The following is a 17,365-nucleotide window of genomic DNA, read 5'->3' on the forward strand; positions in this document are numbered from 1 at the left end:
CCTGATATTTATTCTCTACTCTGCGCCCAGGACACTTGCTAGCAGGGCTTTCTGCGCGTGCATTCGATTCTCGGCCTCGTCCCAAACGCGGGATTGGGGCCCTTCTAGGACAGCTTCTGTGATTTCTTCACCTCGATGCGCAGGCAAGCAGTGCAACACGATCGCCCTAGAATCAGCTAGCTGCAACAGTTGGTCATTAATCTGATAGGGTTGAAACACCTTCATCCGATCGGCAGCTTCATCTTCTTGTCCCATACTGGCCCACACATCGGTATAGAGGACATGGGCCCCCTTCGCCGCAACCTCTGGATCGGAGGTAACAAGCACTTCCGATCGATCGCCTGCTATGTCGTTGGCTTTGGCAACGATCGCCGCATCCGGTTCATAGCCAGATGGGGCAGCAATGCGAACATTCATGCCAACCAAAGCGCAGCCCAGCAGCAGCGAGTTGGCCATGTTGTTGCCGTCGCCAATATAGGTCAACGTTAGATCTGTGAATTGACCAAACTCTTCACGCACGGTTTGCAAATCTGCCAGCACTTGACAAGGATGTTCTAAATCCGTCAAGGCGTTGATGACGGGAATCTGAGCGTGGCTAGCAAAGACTTCTAGTTCCTGCTGCTCGAAGGTACGAATGGCCAATACATCCAAATAGCGATCGAGCACTCGCGCTGTATCGATCGTCGGTTCCCCTCGCCCAACTTGCGTAACGCTGGCATTAAGATCGAGGACTTGTCCACCCAATTGGTACATAGCAACCGAGAAGCTGACGCGGGTACGAGTCGAAGCTTTAGAGAACAAAAGTCCTAACACATTTACCTGATTCAAGCGAGGGGCAATCTTGCCCGATTTCATTGCCGCCGCCAGTTCTAATAATTCCTGAAGTTCATCAGCACTCAGATCCGCCATGCTGAGCAGATCTCGCCCTTTTAATGACGTTACACTCATCCCAGTCTACTCGATGTATGGTGCCCTAAAACCCTAGCAGATCTCGGAGCCTTGGAGCAGTTCTTGGGGTACTTTTCGTCCAAATGACTCCAAAGGCAATGAGCAAGGGAAAGTCTCAAAGGGCGATCTGCCTCATCACCAAATCCTGACAAAAAAATGGCCCGATACGCTTGTGCAACCCGATCGAGTTGGTTTATGCTATGGCGATGCTGGTTCTTTCGCAGGACGAGAGGAACGGCTGAACGGCTCAAGGTACTGGCGCTGATTAGGGAAGTTTGGCCGCAACCCTAACCAGCTAACCTAACTTCCTGATTCCAGCAGGAGGCTAGGCTGTGTTGATTGTAGACCAGGTGTCTGCGATCGGCACACCTTGCTGATGCATGGTTGGGTGACACCCATGCCTTGGGCCGTTCTTAACCCAATAGAAAACATCAGCAAGGAACAAAACAATGACTGGAGAATGGAATACTGAGTTGCCCGTTCAGGAAAGCGATCGGGTACAGATTTGGATTATTGGGACACGCGACCAAGTGATACATCAGATCAATGAGTTCTACGTCAAACGCATTGCCACTGACCGAGTGCAGTTTACGCCGATCGTTCCGGCTCCGTTTGCCACAGGCAAGTACATGACGGTGTTGGTGCGGTAGTTCCCTATCTAAGAAGGCAGACTCAATCCTTACTGTTTGCCTTCTGTTGCGCCCCTCTAATTGACTCGTAAATCTTTGCTTCCTCATTCACCAACCCCTTTCCCTTAGGAGAAGGGGAGCCGAATTTCAAAGTCCCTCTTCCTCAAAGAGAGGGATTTAGGGTGAGGGAAATCGGGGTTTTTCAGTCAATCAGGTTCACCAAACTGCGCTGCTGCACTAATTCGATCGCTAACTGAATAGCAGCCTGAAAGCTAGTGGCGTCCGCAATCCCCTTACCGGCAATATCAAATGCTGTTCCGTGATCCGGTGAAGTACGGACAAATGGTAAGCCGATCGTGGTATTGACGGCCCGATCGAACGCCATCAGTTTGACGGGAATCAAACCTTGATCATGATATAGCGCCAAGTAAGCATCGTGTGCTTGTACTGTCTGCCCACCAAACCAGGCTTGCGCCGGTTTTACCCACAGCGTATCGGGAGGAATAGGGCCCTCTAGCGTGATCTGCGGAAATCGATCGCGCATGTCGTTGAGCCAAGCTATCAGCCAATCTTGTTCTTCGTGCCCCAGTTGTCCCTGTTCGCCACTGTGCGGATTGAGGCCAGCCACCGCAATTCGAGGATGGGTAATGCCAAAATCCTGGTGCAAACACTCAATCAACAGATCCAGTTTCAGCGTCAGTAGCGCTGGAGAGAGAACATCGGGAACCGATCGCAGCGGAATATGCGTAGTTGCTAATAGAGTTCTTAGTGTCCAAGCGGTATGGGGCGATCGAGCCACAAACAACATACCGAATCGCTGCGAGCCAGATTTTTCAGCCAGTAGCTCAGTTTGTCCCGGATAGACATGTCCAGCCGCTTTCCAAGCAGACTTAGCAATCGGAGCCGTGACAATGCCTTGAAACTCTCCTGCCAGCGTGCGATCGATCGCTGTTTGCAAATAGCGAAAACTGGCATCTCCACTCGCGGCATTCCCTACTCCTAGCTGAATCGCTTGTTCAAGATTAGGGTGTGGTACATCCAAAACGGTCAAGTCTTTAGGATTAGCCAGCACAATATCTGGCATCCGAGCTACCAGATCCTCATAGGTTTGCTGAAGCAGCGATCGACTGCCCACTACCGTCATCGGCATTTGACCCACTGTTTGACCCACTGTTGGATCAGCCAGCGCCTTCAGCACCACCTCTGGCCCAATTCCCGCCGGATCTCCCAACGCGATCGCCACCCGTTGTCCCATTGCCCCTTCTCCGACACCCGATTTTCTCTTCAACCCAACATCGATCCCAAACTGCCCTAAGATTTTATACAGACTCACTCAGTTTATTTAGTGTTTGCTAGTAGAGGAAATGTCATGGGCGGAGAAATTTTTAGCACAGCCGTTTTAATGTTCACCATAGTACTGATTGGTTTGGGAATTGGCTTTCTGATGCTCAGAGTTCAGGGCGGCGAAGAATAACATTCTTTTTCTGGCTCCTGGCGCTTTCTAGCGCTTTCCAGCTTAATTTTCCGGTTAGTCTTCCGGTTAGTCTTCCGGTTCATCTAAATGCTCAGCCACTTCTCGGTATAGATTGAGAACGTGGCTGTCTTTTAGGTAATAAAACACATTGCGCCCCTGTTTGCGATAGCTGACCAACCGCAGCGCCCGCAGCGCCCGTAGTTGATGAGAAACCGCCGATTCGCTCATCCGGACAATCGCCGCCAAATCACACACGCACAGTTCCTGCTTGGCTAAGGCTGACAAAATTCGCAGGCGATTGGCATCACCCAGCAAGCTAAAAAACTCAGCCATGCGCTGCGCTTTCTCTACACTCAGAATATCTTGGTGAAGCTGACGCACATGATTGAGATCAACCGGATGCTGAACTTCACAATTTAAACTTTTGTTTAAATTTTTGTCGTCCTGGGTGGGGGTGCGTGGGTTTTTGCGGTCTTGGAAAGAAGCAGGATTCATGACTGATGTGACAATGAGGGCACAAGAGGGCTGAGCTAAGCTGACCGGGGTGCATCTAGAAATCTGGATGCAGAAAGCCTGCCCATCAAGATTTGATCGCGGGCTATCTCCAGAGTAACAATTTTTTATGTAACTCCCGCTTAAACTCGAAGCAGGCCCCCTATTTCTGGTATATCTTAATAAAGTTAATATTTTGTTACGGAATCCCTCATGACTTTATTGATCACTGGTGCCACTGGGACGTTGGGAAGGCAGATTGCCCGTCGCGCTTTGGACGAGGGATACGAGGTGAGATGTTTAGTCCGAAGTTTTAGAAAAGCGTCGTTTTTAAGAGAATGGGGGGCAGAGCTAGTCCGGGGCGACCTGTGCGAACCTGCTACACTGCTGCCGGCCTTTGAAGGAGTGACGGCTGTCATCGATGCGGCCACCACTCGCCCGACCGATTCCCTCAGTATCCGCCAGGTGGATTGGGACGGTAAAGTAGCGCTGATTCAAGCCGCGAAGGAAGCCGGGGTTGATCGATTTATCTTCTTTTCGATTCTCGATTCCGAGAAGCATCGCGATGTGCCGCTGATGGATGTCAAATATTGCACCGAGCAGTTTTTGGCAGAATCTGGTCTCAACTACACAATCTTGAAACCCTGTGGCTTTATGCAGGGGTTAATTGGTCAATATGCCATTCCCATCCTAGAGAAACAGGCAGTGTGGGTCATGGGGGAAAGTTCGCCGATCGCCTACATGGATACGCAGGATATTGCCAAATTTGCCATTCAAGCGCTGAAGGTTCCCGACACCATCAACCGTAGCTTTCCGGTAGTGGGTACGCGAGCTTGGAGCGCTGGAGAGATTATTAAACTGTGTGAGCGTTTGTCTGGGCAGGATGCCAAAGTAACGCGGATGCCGATCGGTTTGTTGCGGTCGGTACAGCGGATGGCGCGCTTCTTCCAGTGGGGCTTGAATTTGGCCGATCGCTTGGCATTTACCGAAGTGGTGGCCTCTGGCAAGCCGTTAACGGCCTCGATGGACGATACCTACTCAACGTTTGGCATTGATCCCAATGACACCACCACGCTGGAACAATACATGCAAGAATACTTCAGCCGCATTATGAAGAAGCTGAAGGAACTGGAATACGAGCGAGAGAAGGCGAAAGAAAAATCCAAGAAAAAGAAGCTATTTCGGTAAAGCTAGCGAAGCGTGATTAAACCTGCGCTTGCTCCAAGCCGAGGGGAGGCATCTCAATTCCTTGGGCAGTTTCGGCAATAATGAAATCCACCACCTCCTCAAATCGCCCGGCTTGTTGGTAGATTTGTCGCTGTCGAGTAGCACCATTCCCGTGTTGCAAAGTTGCCGCCACAAGAGAGGAAATTTCATGCCACTCCCCTTGGGATTCTAAGGCAGGACGCACGAAGTCGAGCAGCTTTTCAATCAACTGAGGGGCTGGGATGGCCCGCTCGGTTTCCAGATCGATTAGATCCGCTGATAACCCATAACGGGCAGCCCGCCAGTGAGCAGCGCGTAAGAGTTCAGGACGGCTGGTGGGAAAAGCAATGTCCTGCAACGCCTGCTCATAGCAGGTTCGTACCAATGCCCGCACTAGTCCTGCCACCATTACTGCCTCATCGATCGTCATACAAACATCGGTGACTCGAAATTCGATCGTTTCAAATCGCTGAGACAAACGCACATCCCAGTAAATCTTTGTGGCGTCTTCGACACTCCCTGTCTGTACCAGCGATTCAACCAGGGCATGGTATGCCGCCAGCGACTCGAAAATAGTGGGTGGTCCGGCGACGGGCCAACGACTCCAGATTTCAGTGCGATAGCTGGCATAGCCAGTTTCATCACCTAACCAAAAAGGAGAATTTGCAGACAAGGCCAGTAAAGGAGCCAACCACACGCGGGCCCGATTCATAACCCGGATGGCAGCCTCACGATCGCGTAGCCCCACATGCACATGGCAGCCAAAGATAACCAGTTCGCGAGTTAGTTGTTGGTAGTCTTGCAGCAGATCTTGATAGCGCTTTTTCGGTGTAATTTGCTGTCGTTGCCAATGGGAAAAGGGATGAGTTCCAGCCGCTGCAATGCGGTTGCCGTCTTTGGCGGCCGCTAGGATGACTTCCCGCCGTAGCTCGGTCAAAGCCGTTCTGACATCGGACAAGGATTGACAAATGGGAGTGGCAATTTCAATCTGCGATCGCTGAGCTTCAGGCTGTACAGCTTCGCCAAGGATTTGTCGCGCTAAGGGCAGAATCTGTTGTACCCGCGAACAAAGCTCTCGATTAGCGGGGTCAATAATTTGATATTCCTCTTCAACTCCAATTGTGAAGGATTCTTCGGGAAGGGACATATTGATTTGGCTCCCAAAGGGGGAATACTGGGTGTTAACTTGATCTTAACTGGACACCTAGAACTACCAGGAGCGTTGAAATACTTCTTACTCAACAACCCGATTGGGTAGATGCATCTTGTAGGGGTGTTGCGCGCAACGCTCTGACAGTCGGAATCACAGTCGGAATCACAGTCAAGATCAAGGTTGGTAAATCATGTCTGAATTCAGCCACGCCAAATTTCAATGCCGATTGTTCGATCACTAGCGATACCCTGTTTAAGCGATGCCACGTCAACGGGGCAATGTGGTTCGCTCCCGACCGTCTGTAGAGCCGGACGTATAGAATGAATAGTCAGGACTTCTGAATTGGCGCTCATATTCCAAACTCTCATGATGAACTTGCCCAATGGTGGGGTCATACTCGGTGGGCGATATCAACTAATTCACTATCTGGGAGGTGGAGGCTTTGGTCAGACGTATCTGGCTCAAGACAACCATCTGCCAGGGAAACCGCGCTGCGTAGTCAAACATTTGCAGCCAATGCTGATTGATGCAGTGAGTTTGGAAACGGCCCAGCGTTTATTTGAAACCGAAGCTCAAGTCCTGTATCGGCTCAACGGCTACAGTCAAATTCCTCGACTTTTGGCCCATTTTCAAGAAAATCAGGAGTTTTATTTAGTTCAAGAGTTTATTGACGGTACAAATTTAAGCACGGAATTGCGGGCAGGACATCGCTTCTCCGAGCCAGACACGATCGCCTTGCTGCAAGACATTTTGGATGTGTTGCTGTACATCCACCACCACAATGTCATTCATCGAGATTTAAAGCCCTCGAACCTGATTCGCCGCCGTCGCGATGGCAAAATTGTGCTGATTGACTTTGGAGCCGTCAAACAACTGACCACGCAAATTATTCACACCCATAGCCACACCACTCGCACGATCGCGATTGGCTCTCCCGGGTACATGCCCAGCGAACAAATGGCAGGGCGACCGCGCTTTTGCAGCGACCTCTATGCGGTGGGAATGATTGGCATTCAAGCCTTGACCGGACTGCACCCCAAAAGCCTACCGGAAGATGCCCGCACCGGAGAAATGATTTGGCGCGATCGAACGGAGGTGAGTTTGGAACTGGGGCAGATTCTCGATCGGATGGTGCGCTATGACTTTCGTGAACGCTATCAGTCCGCCCTAGAAGTACTCACGGATTTAAAACAACTGGCTCCTACCCGAGAAATTGTGGAGCCGATTGATGAGCCATCGACGCTCATTCACAATTTTGAAACTCGGATTCAAACCCTAACCGATTTTTCTATCAGTGCCAATGGCTCAGAAGTAGGGATTGATTATCAACCTTTACAAGACTTATTGGTTGCCAAAGCTTGGAAAGCCGCCGATCGTGAAACTCATCGGCTGTTATTGAAAGCCATCGGACGAGAAGTCGGACGGTTGCGGGGGGAAGAGATTCGACAATTGCCCTGCCGCGATTTATATACGATCGATTATCTTTGGCTACACTACAGTGATGGTGTGTTTGGCTTCAGCGTTCAACAAGATATTTGGAAAAGTGTCGGTGGCACTGCTGGTTCCTACCACCCTGATTGGGATCGGTTTTCTAAAAGTCGAGGAAAATGGCGGATCAACAGCCCTTGGCATCGGTTTAGTGGCCGAGTAGGCTGGCGCATCAAGGACATCTGGCTACCCTACGATAAGCTGAATTTCTCCCTTGATGCACCCAAAGGACATTTGCCAACCTGGCATAAAGGGGAACAGCTTTCTGCATTGATGACCCGCTTGGAAACTTGTCGTCCTTATGTTCCACCAATCGACGTAACGCGCCGATCGTAGCTATGCTGGAAAGCGAATAGCATTTAATTGGATTTTGAACTAGCCCCTACTGGTTGATTGACGATTTCACTCAAATCCAGTTTATTTAAGATAGTACTAGTGTGGAAGAATTAAGGACAAAGGACAAAAGATAAAGTGAAATGCTTCCTAACACTAAAATGTGAATAAGGCTTGTCCTAACTGTTCTCTTCAAAATCAAGCTGCTTAGGTATAAGTTGAACGTTAATTGAAAAACTCGATCGAAAAGATGAGTTTCGTTCACACTGTCGATTGCATTAACTAATTCATGACATCGTGAATCATTACGTAACAACCGAGCTTATTCCATTTGTGGTGAGTGCAGGATGTATTTTGATTTATCTAATCATTTCTGCCAAAACTGAAATGGGAACAAAGCTGTTCCGAAAGCATAACAAGAAATAATAACTGCTCAATTACTCAAGTTAACATCTTTGAATACCAACGATCGTCCACCCATTTCTACCCAGTCGATTGCGAAAACGGGTGCTCTATATGCACTTCTAGCTTATATCTCTTGGGGGTTGCTGCCCATTTACTGGAAATTCTTTGGGCAGGTTCCAGCGGTTGAAGTCCTATGTCATCGCATGATCTGGTCAATGGTGTTTTTGGCTGGAATTTTGATCGTGCAGCAGCGTAAAGCAGAAATTATTCAGCTTTGGCGATCGCCCCAAAAACTGGGACTGCTATTTTTAACGGCCGCTTTGCTGACGTTCAACTGGGGACTATATATTTACGGTGTCAACACCGATCGCGTCGTAGAAACGAGTTTGGGCTACTTTATTAATCCGCTGGTGAATGTGCTGTTGGGGTTTGTGTTTCTTAAAGAGCGACTGAATCTTAGCCAAACGATCGCGGTGTTGCTAGCGAGCATTGGCGTTGCCTACTTTGTTTGGCAATTTGGGCAAGTGCCGTGGATTGCCCTAGGATTAGCATTCTCCTTTGCTTTCTACGGACTAGTACGCAAAGTAGTGTCGGTAGCCCCAATGGTGGGTCTTGCAGGTGAAACGTTGCTGATTGCCCCTATGGCCCTAGCGTTGGTGAGTTACTGGGCCATCACTGGCGTGGGACATCTAGGTACAAATAGCTGGATAACACTACTGTTTATCGGTGCAGGTGTCACCACCTCGATGCCGCTGCTATGGTTCAACAATGCTGCTAAACGATTACGTCTCTCTACATTAGGATTTTTTCAGTATTTAGCTCCCAGCATTCAATTAGCATTGGGCATTTTTCTCTATCGTGAGCCGTTTACCCACACCCATGCCGTTACGTTTGGCTGCATCTGGTCTGCTCTGTTGATTTACTCGCTCTCTTCTTTGCTGCAATCGAGAAAAGAGCAACCCATCTAAAGCATCAATCCATCCTGGGTGTGGGTTCATTGATGGTCGATCTGAACTCGCTCCGCAATGCGTAACTTTGCCGAGCGCGATCGTGTATTTTCCTGAATTTCTGCTTGGTTGGGCGTGATTGGTTTTCTGGTAATCACTTGTAATAAGGAAGAGTTACGAAACGCATGTTTAACCAGTCGATCTTCCAAACTATGGAAACTAATAATGACCAATCTGCCACCTGGTTTTAACCAAGTTGGGGCCGCATTCAGGAAGGTTTCAAGTACATCGAGTTCACCATTTACAGCAATACGTAAAGCTTGAAAAATACGAGTAGCGGGATGAATGCGTCCATAGCGATAGGAAGAAGGCACAGCATAGAAAATGACTTCTGCTAGATCGGTGGTAGTTTGCAAAGGCCGACGCTCCACAATGCGCCGTGCCAACTTGCGGGACAGCCGTTCTTCACCATAGGTGTAAAAAATTCTGGCTAATTCTGCCTCATCCCAAGTATTAATGATCTCAGCCGCTGTCAGCGATCGCCCTTGATCCATGCGCATATCTAGTGGGGCCGTTTGACGAAAGCTAAAGCCTCGATCGGCTTGATCAACCTGAGCAGAACTAACCCCCAGATCGGCAACAATGCCATCAAATTGGGACTGCTCTGATTGAAACTCAGCAAAGTTTAAGTGATAGAATTCCACCCGATCGCTATAGATAGCTAGTCGTTGCTGGGCGGCTTGCAGAGCATGTTGATCTTGATCGATCGCGATTAACTCGACATTGGGAGCGGCAGATAGAATGAGTTGGCTATGTCCGCCACCACCAACCGTCGCATCGAGATAACGACCACCTGCACAAATAGCCAACCCTTCTACAACTTCCCGCCCCATGACCGGAATATGGTAGAAGGAATTGGCGCTGTCAATTTGCATATTGCGTCAGGGCAAACAACAATTTTTAAAATCCCATAGTTTAGGATGCCAGGTTGTGAACAATACTATTGACGATCGCTGCCTCAGAGGGCTGTGCATCACACACCAGTTCATAGAAACCAGTGGTAGGCGGTTTGGCAAACAAGGGAGACATTTGTTTGAGAATGCGCTCGTGGGTTTCAGTACGATTCGCCTCCATATCGGCAGCACTGTCCCAAAAGATGATCGAAATTCCCCGATCGGTTCCTGGCTCGCGCAATAAGTAGGTTCCCTTAAATCCTTCGCCATAGGACGCGATTGCTTCTTCATACAGCCGCTGGGCTTCCTCGAACTTACCGGACTTAAATTCTCCGATTGCTACATAGGCAAATGTTCGTCTTAAAAAGTCTTGAAACTCTGACATAGCGCTTTCAACCTTTACTCGTAATTTAGAAGGGTTTTTAGTCTATCTTGAAACTATGCCCTGTTTCTGCAATCTTTAGCTTTATTTGATTCTGTAGTCAATTTGTTATGTGTTCAATTTATCAAATGATTTATTAAGAACCGATCGCCGCCATCTCGTCGGCTGATTGCTGCAATAAATTTTGAACTTCTTGATCCGTCGTTTGGGAAAAATCTTCGTACCACATACCGATCGAATGCAACGATTCTGGCAACAACAAACACACTACTTCATCAACTATCGATTGCAATGATTCGACAACCGATGGTGGGGCAACAGGGGCCGCGACGACCAGTCGCTGTGGGTGATGCTGCTGAATGGCAGCAATGGCAGCCCGGAGGGTGGAACTGGTAGCAATGCCATCATCGACCAAAATTACGGTCTTGTCGTGCAGAATAGGTAGGGGGCGTTCACCCCGATACAGCCGATCGCGGCGTTCAAGTTCCTGTTTTTCTGCGGTAGCTACCTGCTGAATGATACGTCGGGAAATTTGCAAACTGTTGATAATTTCGTTGTTGAGAATCATCATGCCCCCCATCGCGATCGCTCCCATCGCTAGTTCCTCTTGCCCTGGTACACCTAGTTTGCGCACCAGCCAAACATCTAGCGGGGCCCGAATTGCCTTGGCAATTTGATAGGCAACCGGAACGCCACCACGCGGCAAGCCCAAAACCAATACATTGGGCTGATTGGCATAATGACAAAGCTGCTCTGCCAAACGTTGTCCTGCTTCAACGCGATCGCAAAATCGTGAGTTCACTTGCCCTCACCTCCCTACCATATTTATTTTCTGGGCTTATTCTGAGCTTATTCTGGCTGAGCTTGAATGTTCAAATGAACGGTTGCTACGGAAATTCTTAGAAGATTAGTGCCTACTCTCTCAGGCTAACGTCGATCGCTGAGTAGCGTTACAGAAGTTAGAGTTTCTTCAAGTTCGAATTGGGGATTAGGGGCAAAGAGCAGAACTGAGAAATTGGGTTTCCTTACTCCTCGTTCCTCGGTCCTAAAGCACTGCCCCCAACTCCATTCCTAGCAACAACACAAACCCAATCCAAACGTTTTGGCGAAACACTTGTGCGTAGATGCTAGCATCCGGGGTTTGAGGTCGAAGTTGCAGGTAGTGCCAACTCCAAGCACCAATCGCCACCACTAGCGCTAGCCAATAAATTGGACCTAGGGATAACACCATGCCCAGAACCGCCAACAAAGCCGCTGTGGCAGCAAAACAAACAGCAACCGCTAAGGGAGTGTACCTTCCAAAAAATCGCGGACTAGATTGAACGCCCAACCGTTCGTCATCCTCGCGATCGGCCATGGCATAGGCAGTATCAAACCCCAAGGCCCAGAACACAGTGGCTCCCCACAACAACCAAGTGGGCAAAGTCAGAGAGGCGGTAACGGCGCTCCAACTGATCAAAACCCCAAATCCCCACGCTAGGGCCATCACCAACTGCGGCACTGGAAAAAATCGTTTAGCGGAGGGGTAGAACACAATGAAGGGAACGGCAATCACACAGAGCCAGTAGCTGAGCGGATTAAGGTAAGATGCCAGCACCCAAGCACAAACAAACGCAACAATCGCTACTCCAATCCCTACCTTCACAGAAAGGGCACGGGAAGCCAATGGCCGATTACGAGTTCGAGCCACATGGGGATCAATATTACGATCCCACAAGTCGTTGACCACACAACCAGCCGCACTGGTGGCCAGGCTTCCTAACACAATCACCCCCAACAGTGGCAGTGGGGGCAACCCACCAGCGGCTAGAACCACAGCCCATAGGGCTGGCAACATGAGAATCAGGCGGCCAGCAGGTTTGTCCCAACGCAGCAACCGTACAATCGATTGCCAAACTGGTTCAACAGGAGGGTGAGGCTGAGTCAGCATGGATGAATCGGTTTGAAGGAGTTATATAGAGCCGCGAATCAAGAATGATCAATGCCCGAAGGACTACTAATAACAACTGGCAGATAACGATTTGCCAAACGTTTGATAAGCAATTTACGTTTCTTTAACTCTTTCTTTAGTCTAATCTGAGTTAAGTGAGCGATCGCATTTAGGTAGATTAGCCATAAGGAAGCTTAAAGTTAATCATCAAATACATACTAAATCAAAATAAGATGCCATACTAAGTGGAAATATCTTCCGCAAACCTGGCACTGAGTCGAGGACTAGGGTATATTGGAACGCCTGTCCTAATATATTTATTGGGAGGGAGGAAGTTAATTCATTTAAAGTTCCCTCCGGAACGGGTGAACCTATCTAGAAGCCCAAGCTAAGCGCCTACAATCGTTATCATCAATCATAAACGGATGAATAAGAATGGCATCTTTTTTGCAAGGCTATTGGAGCGGTTGACCCACGTCGTGCCCAGAAGCGATATGATGCTGCAACGAGACACTAACTGCCTTCAGCCAAGGATGCCTCAATCGACAAAAACTGCTGTCATGGTTATTGGCGGCGCAGAAGACAAAATTCATGGACGGTTAATCTTACAAACCTTTTTTCAACGCTGTGGTGGGTCGGATGCTCGCATTGCTATTATTCCCTCTGCCTCGCGAGAGCCTGCGGTGATTGGTAGTCGTTATCACGATATTTTTGAGGAAATGGGCGCAAAGGCGATTGAGGTGCTGGACATTCGCGAGCGGGAGCACGGTGAAGATGCCGTTTGGCAAGCGTTTGTGGAAGACTGTACGGGTGTTTTTATGACTGGTGGTGATCAGTTGCGGTTGTGCGGGCTGCTGTCAGATACGCCAATCATGGAACGAGTGCGAATGCGGGCCCAGCTTGGAGAAATTACGCTAGCTGGAACCAGCGCTGGTGCAGCTGTAATGGGACAGCAAATGATTGCAGGCGGCGGTAGCGGCGAGTCGCCAAATCGATCGCTGGTAGATATGACAACGGGCTTGGGAATTATTCCAGAAGTGATCGTCGATCAGCATTTTCATAACCGCAATCGCATGGCCCGTCTGTTGAGTGCAGTTGCGTCTCATACCGATCGCTTAGGAATTGGCATCGATGAAGATACCTGTGCCCTGTTTGAAGGAGACGGCACGTTTCAGGTAATTGGCAAAGGAACAGTCACAATCGTTGATCCTAGAGAAGTCTCTCATACCAACTATGCCAGCGTAGGAGCCAGTGATCCGCTGAGCATTCATAACATGCGCCTGCACATCCTGAGTCATGGCGATCGATTTGACCTCCACAAACGGCAAATTGCAGTTCCAGGACGTTAGAATAGATTAAGTACTTATACCCATGTAAATATTTGATTGAATTTTGCCTTTGAATAAATGTGGCTTATAACTTTAATGGGCACGTCTGTGCGTGTCTGTTGCTTCGTCTAGGGGATTTTATCTAGAGAGCTTGCCCGAAAAGACAGCGATGGAAACTCTGTACTTTGCTACTGAGATTACGGTCTTACGACAACGAAAACGATAGGATCTAGCTAAAGAAATTATTCGCCCAAACAACCTGGATTCGCATCTAAGGTAACTAATTTTGGGCTAATCCGTCGCTTAAGTGAGTACTCTAATGCCATAGGACTTGGGTTTAAACTTCAAAGCTGAACTTCAAACCTGTTCATTCAAAAATACTTTTGACCATCCACACTTTGATTGCTTAGCTATTGTGACGACTGTTTTACTAGGTAGTATGTTCACTGCAATGAAGTCTTTTAGTCTATGGTGAGGCATTACAAAGCGATCGCTCGATTTGAGTTGGATTCGCTGGTTGCCTATTCAAACACTAAATTTCTAGCTCTGCAAAAATGTTCACACTGAACAGTTCAAAGGCTTTCAATAGCTTGAGACTAGTTTACTGTTGCAATAGCTGCTCCGCTGAAATGACTCCTTAAACATTGCTATGAAAATTCTCAAAACTCAAACGCTGTGTGGGCCCAACTACTGGAGCATTCGATATCACAAACTGATAGTCATTCGTCTAGATCTAGAGACCGTTGCAAATACGCTTACCAACGAAATTTCCGGCTTCTACGATGGACTGGTGGAAGTGTTACCCAGTTTGGTTGAACATCACTGCTCTCCTGGACAACGCGGTGGATTTCTCCGGCGAGTGCAAGAAGGCACGATGTTGAGCCATGTTGTTGAACATGTGGCACTGGAGTTACAAACGCTGGCTGGAATGCCTGTTGGGTTTGGCCGATCGCGTGAAACCTCGACTCCCGGCATCTACCAAGTAGTGTTTGAGTATGTAGATGAGCAGGCCGGACGATACGCGGCGCGGGCAGCGGTGCGGCTGTGTCAAAGCTTGGTTGAGGTCGGACATTATCCTGCCTCTGAACTGGCTCAAGACTTAGCAGATTTACGCGATTTTGCGCTGCAATCGTCCTTGGGTCCCAGTACCGAGAATATTGTGCGTGAGGCTGAAACCCGTGGTATTCCCTGGATGCAGTTGGGAGCGCGGGCGTTAATTCAGCTAGGGTATGGTCTCCATCAAAAGCGCATTCAGGCAACCCTCAGTAGCCGCACAAGCATCCTGGGAGTTGAGCTAGCCTGCGACAAGGAAGGAACGAAACGGGTATTACGTGACAGCGGTGTGCCAGTGCCCCGTGGAACCGTGATTTACTATCTCGATGAACTGGAGCAAGCTATCGAGGATGTGGGCGGCTATCCGATCGTGATTAAACCGCTAGATGGCAATCATGGGCGCGGCATCACTATCAATATTGATAACTGGGATTTGGCTGAGGAAGCCTATGATGCGGCTAAGGCAGTATCCAAAGGAGTGATTGTCGAGCGCTTTTATCGCGGGCGCGACCACCGAGTATTGGTTATCAATGGTAAGGTGGTGGCTGTAGCAGAGCGAGTGCCAGCCCATGTGGTAGGAGATGGACGCTCTACCATTTCAGACTTGATTGAAGAAACAAACCGTGATCCCCGACGTGGCACGGGGCATGACAACATCCTGACGCGAATTGAACTCGATCGGACCTCGTGGGAGCTACTCGATCGACAGGGGTACAATCTGGATACAGTATTGGAAAATGGCGAAGTTTGCTATCTGAAGGCAACGGCGAATTTAAGTACGGGCGGAATTGCCATCGATCGTACCGATACAATTCACCCGGAAAACATCTGGTTGTGCCAACGGGTGGCTAAAATCATTGGGTTGGATATCGCCGGGATTGATGTAGTCACGCCGGATATTTCTAAGCCACTGCGGGATGTCGATGGTGTTGTTGTCGAAGTGAATGCAGCCCCAGGCTTCCGGATGCACTTTTGCCCTAGTGAAGGCATTCCTCGTAATGTGGCTGAACCCGTTTTGGATATGCTGTTTCCGCCGGGAACGCCCTCTCGTATTCCAATCCTGGCGCTGACTGGAACCAACGGCAAAACCACCACCACTCGCTTGCTAGCGCACATCATTAAGCAAACCGGGCAAACTGTGGGTTACACCACCACCGACGGCATTTACATTGGCGGTTACTTAGTGGAAAAAGGCGACACGACCGGTCCTCAAAGTGCACAGGTGATTTTGCAAGATCCAACGGTGGAGGTAGCAGTGCTGGAAACAGCCCGGGGCGGCATTTTGCGATCGGGTTTGGGCTTCACGGAATGTGACGTTGCGATCGTGCTCAATGTGGCGGCAGACCACTTGGGCATTGGCGATATTGACACCGTAGAAGAGTTAGCCCATCTGAAGAGTGTGGTGGCAGAAACGGCGCGTCCGAATGGCTATGCTGTACTCAATGCTGATGATCCGCTGGTGGCAGCCATGGCGGAGCGGGTGAAGGCACAAATTGCCTATTTCTCGATGAATCCGGAAAATCCCATTTTACGAGAACACACGCAGCAAGGTGGACTGGCAGCGGTGTATGAAAATGGCTATCTGTCAATTCTTAAGGGTGATTGGACGCTACGAATTGAGCAAGCGGTGAATGTGCCATTGACAATGGGTGGTCGCGCTGCCTTTATGATTGCCAATGCGCTGGCGGCAAGTTTGGCGGCCTTTGCCCATGGTATCAAGATTGAGGACATTCGCACCGCCCTAGCTACGTTCCAGGCTTCGGTGGGTCAAACCCCTGGACGCATGAATTTGTTTAACTTGGGTGATTTTCACGCCATGGTGGACTATGCTCACAATCCTCATAGCTATCAGGCGTTGGGCAGCTTTGTCCGCAATTGGCCGGGGCAGCGCATTGGGGTCATTGGTGGCCCGGGCGATCGGCGCGATGAAGACTTTGTCACGTTGGGGCGGTTGTCGGCAGATATGTTCGATCGGATCTTAGTTAAAGAGGATGACGATAACCGAGGGCGGCTTCGGGGGGATGCGGCTCGGCTCATTGTACAGGGACTTAACGAAGCCAACACGGTTGCTGCTTATGAGACCATTTTGAATGAAACCGAAGCCATTAACCTGGCTCTGGATACGGCTCCTAAAGGCAGCTTGGTGGTCATTCTTCCAGAAAGTGTTAGCCGGGCTATTAGCTTAATTCAGGCTCGTAACCCCAAGCCGGACTTGGCTTTGCCCACGGCGATTACTCCACAAACCAACCCAGAAGCTTCGTTGAACACAGCCGTTACCAATGGCAAAACGGAAGTGCACAGTGAATCTGGAGGCTATGTTCCATCGGAAGCGCGGTGACAGCTAAAACCGGGAGGAGAGGATGACGATCGAAATCAACCCTCCCACCATTTATTAAGTGTTTGGTCAATCACTTGGCAACTAAGCGTCGTGATCGTATTCCTGTTCCTCATCCTCCGCTGGTTTGTTCATTTCTTCCTTGAACCCACGTAGGGTTTTTCCCAGAGCACCCCCCAACTCTGGGATTTTTTTAGGACCAAAAATAATCACTGCTGCCAACAGAATAATCAATACTTCGGGCCAGCCTAGATTAAACATGAAATGCTCCTGTTGCTGATTCCTTCTCTAACTATAGGGGAATGGGAG

At 49.3% G+C, this 17,365-nt stretch carries 16 protein-coding genes; 7 read left to right on the top strand and 9 right to left on the bottom strand.

Annotation, left to right across the window (positions count from 1 at the left end):
• Nucleotides 1-15 precede the first annotated feature (15 nt).
• Nucleotides 16-948 (bottom strand): ornithine carbamoyltransferase, encoded by a 933-nt coding sequence (argF, locus tag OXH18_RS07500; protein WP_268611868.1) that lies wholly within the window; start codon nucleotides 946-948, stop codon nucleotides 16-18.
• A 449-nt stretch (nucleotides 949-1,397) separates the two neighbouring features.
• On the opposite strand from argF, the gene OXH18_RS07505 reads away from it, so the two are divergent.
• Complete coding sequence (locus tag OXH18_RS07505) at nucleotides 1,398-1,598, top strand: hypothetical protein (RefSeq protein ID WP_268611869.1); 201 nt, start codon at nucleotides 1,398-1,400, stop codon at nucleotides 1,596-1,598.
• 181 nt (nucleotides 1,599-1,779) lie between these two features.
• Here OXH18_RS07505 and pdxA read toward each other — a convergent pair whose 3' ends face one another.
• On the bottom strand, nucleotides 1,780-2,832 hold the full coding sequence (gene pdxA, locus OXH18_RS07510) for a 4-hydroxythreonine-4-phosphate dehydrogenase PdxA (protein ID WP_268613142.1): 1,053 nt from the start codon (nucleotides 2,830-2,832) through the stop codon (nucleotides 1,780-1,782).
• Between the two features lie 114 nt (nucleotides 2,833-2,946).
• On the opposite strand from pdxA, the gene petM reads away from it, so the two are divergent.
• The gene (petM, locus tag OXH18_RS07515) at nucleotides 2,947-3,051 is read left to right on the top strand and encodes a cytochrome b6-f complex subunit PetM (RefSeq protein WP_315874636.1); all 105 of its coding nucleotides are present in this window, start codon (nucleotides 2,947-2,949) and stop codon (nucleotides 3,049-3,051) included.
• A 66-nt stretch (nucleotides 3,052-3,117) separates the two neighbouring features.
• Here the strand turns inward: petM and OXH18_RS07520 are convergent, their stop codons facing one another.
• Nucleotides 3,118-3,546, bottom strand: a complete 429-nt coding sequence (locus OXH18_RS07520) for an ArsR/SmtB family transcription factor (protein WP_268611870.1) — start codon at nucleotides 3,544-3,546, stop codon at nucleotides 3,118-3,120.
• Nucleotides 3,547-3,756: 210 nt separating this feature from the next.
• Here OXH18_RS07520 and OXH18_RS07525 point away from each other — a divergent pair, with 210 nt between their 5' ends.
• The gene (locus tag OXH18_RS07525) at nucleotides 3,757-4,731 is read left to right on the top strand and encodes an SDR family oxidoreductase (protein ID WP_268611871.1); all 975 of its coding nucleotides are present in this window, start codon (nucleotides 3,757-3,759) and stop codon (nucleotides 4,729-4,731) included.
• A gap of 16 nt (nucleotides 4,732-4,747) precedes the next feature.
• Here the strand turns inward: OXH18_RS07525 and OXH18_RS07530 are convergent, their stop codons facing one another.
• Entirely contained in the window at nucleotides 4,748-5,896 is a 1,149-nt protein-coding gene (locus OXH18_RS07530) for a carboxylate-amine ligase (protein ID WP_268611872.1), read from the bottom strand.
• Nucleotides 5,897-6,268: 372 nt separating this feature from the next.
• On the opposite strand from OXH18_RS07530, the gene OXH18_RS07535 reads away from it, so the two are divergent.
• Entirely contained in the window at nucleotides 6,269-7,726 is a 1,458-nt protein-coding gene (locus OXH18_RS07535) for a serine/threonine-protein kinase (protein WP_268611874.1), read from the top strand.
• Between the two features lie 452 nt (nucleotides 7,727-8,178).
• Nucleotides 8,179-9,096: an EamA family transporter RarD gene (gene rarD / locus OXH18_RS07540; protein ID WP_268611875.1), complete on the top strand. Its 918-nt coding sequence runs from the start codon at nucleotides 8,179-8,181 to the stop codon at nucleotides 9,094-9,096.
• A 26-nt stretch (nucleotides 9,097-9,122) separates the two neighbouring features.
• Here rarD and rsmH read toward each other — a convergent pair whose 3' ends face one another.
• The 4 genes from rsmH to OXH18_RS07560 form a co-directional block, all read right to left on the bottom strand.
• A complete protein-coding gene (gene rsmH, locus OXH18_RS07545; protein WP_268611876.1) occupies nucleotides 9,123-10,010 on the bottom strand; it encodes a 16S rRNA (cytosine(1402)-N(4))-methyltransferase RsmH in 888 nt (295 codons plus the stop codon).
• Nucleotides 10,011-10,050: 40 nt separating this feature from the next.
• On the bottom strand, nucleotides 10,051-10,413 hold the full coding sequence (locus tag OXH18_RS07550) for an antibiotic biosynthesis monooxygenase (protein ID WP_268611878.1): 363 nt from the start codon (nucleotides 10,411-10,413) through the stop codon (nucleotides 10,051-10,053).
• 133 nt (nucleotides 10,414-10,546) lie between these two features.
• Entirely contained in the window at nucleotides 10,547-11,212 is a 666-nt protein-coding gene (locus OXH18_RS07555) for a phosphoribosyltransferase (RefSeq protein ID WP_268611879.1), read from the bottom strand.
• Between the two features lie 243 nt (nucleotides 11,213-11,455).
• On the bottom strand, nucleotides 11,456-12,340 hold the full coding sequence (locus OXH18_RS07560) for a 4-hydroxybenzoate solanesyltransferase (RefSeq protein ID WP_268611880.1): 885 nt from the start codon (nucleotides 12,338-12,340) through the stop codon (nucleotides 11,456-11,458).
• A 497-nt stretch (nucleotides 12,341-12,837) separates the two neighbouring features.
• Between OXH18_RS07560 and OXH18_RS07565 the strand changes: the two genes are divergently transcribed.
• Together OXH18_RS07565 and cphA are read left to right on the top strand one after the other, a co-directional pair.
• Nucleotides 12,838-13,689, top strand: a complete 852-nt coding sequence (locus OXH18_RS07565) for a cyanophycinase (RefSeq protein ID WP_315874686.1) — start codon at nucleotides 12,838-12,840, stop codon at nucleotides 13,687-13,689.
• Nucleotides 13,690-14,317: 628 nt separating this feature from the next.
• Nucleotides 14,318-17,059: a cyanophycin synthetase gene (gene cphA / locus OXH18_RS07570; protein ID WP_268611881.1), complete on the top strand. Its 2,742-nt coding sequence runs from the start codon at nucleotides 14,318-14,320 to the stop codon at nucleotides 17,057-17,059.
• An 81-nt stretch (nucleotides 17,060-17,140) separates the two neighbouring features.
• Here the strand turns inward: cphA and OXH18_RS07575 are convergent, their stop codons facing one another.
• A complete protein-coding gene (locus tag OXH18_RS07575) occupies nucleotides 17,141-17,317 on the bottom strand; it encodes a Sec-independent protein translocase subunit TatA/TatB (RefSeq protein WP_268611882.1) in 177 nt (58 codons plus the stop codon).
• Nucleotides 17,318-17,365 lie beyond the last annotated feature (48 nt).

Source organism: Thermocoleostomius sinensis A174 (assembly GCF_026802175.1).
GTDB lineage: Bacteria > Cyanobacteriota > Cyanobacteriia > Elainellales > Elainellaceae > Thermocoleostomius > Thermocoleostomius sinensis.

Bases quoted from the DNA above. Each gene is read 5' to 3' on its own strand.
- argF (WP_268611868.1), bottom strand. From the start codon at position 948: ATGAGTGTAACGTCATTAAAAGGGCGAGATCTGCTCAGCATGGCGGAT.
- OXH18_RS07505 (WP_268611869.1), top strand. From the start codon at position 1,398: ATGACTGGAGAATGGAATACTGAGTTGCCCGTTCAGGAAAGCGATCGG.
- pdxA (WP_268613142.1), bottom strand. From the start codon at position 2,832: ATGGGACAACGGGTGGCGATCGCGTTGGGAGATCCGGCGGGAATTGGG.
- petM (WP_315874636.1), top strand. From the start codon at position 2,947: ATGGGCGGAGAAATTTTTAGCACAGCCGTTTTAATGTTCACCATAGTA.
- OXH18_RS07520 (WP_268611870.1), bottom strand. From the start codon at position 3,546: ATGAATCCTGCTTCTTTCCAAGACCGCAAAAACCCACGCACCCCCACC.
- OXH18_RS07525 (WP_268611871.1), top strand. From the start codon at position 3,757: ATGACTTTATTGATCACTGGTGCCACTGGGACGTTGGGAAGGCAGATT.
- OXH18_RS07530 (WP_268611872.1), bottom strand. From the start codon at position 5,896: ATGTCCCTTCCCGAAGAATCCTTCACAATTGGAGTTGAAGAGGAATAT.
- OXH18_RS07535 (WP_268611874.1), top strand. From the start codon at position 6,269: ATGATGAACTTGCCCAATGGTGGGGTCATACTCGGTGGGCGATATCAA.
- rsmH (WP_268611876.1), bottom strand. From the start codon at position 10,010: ATGCAAATTGACAGCGCCAATTCCTTCTACCATATTCCGGTCATGGGG.
- OXH18_RS07550 (WP_268611878.1), bottom strand. From the start codon at position 10,413: ATGTCAGAGTTTCAAGACTTTTTAAGACGAACATTTGCCTATGTAGCA.
- OXH18_RS07560 (WP_268611880.1), bottom strand. From the start codon at position 12,340: ATGCTGACTCAGCCTCACCCTCCTGTTGAACCAGTTTGGCAATCGATT.
- OXH18_RS07565 (WP_315874686.1), top strand. From the start codon at position 12,838: ATGCTGCAACGAGACACTAACTGCCTTCAGCCAAGGATGCCTCAATCG.
- cphA (WP_268611881.1), top strand. From the start codon at position 14,318: ATGAAAATTCTCAAAACTCAAACGCTGTGTGGGCCCAACTACTGGAGC.
- OXH18_RS07575 (WP_268611882.1), bottom strand. From the start codon at position 17,317: ATGTTTAATCTAGGCTGGCCCGAAGTATTGATTATTCTGTTGGCAGCA.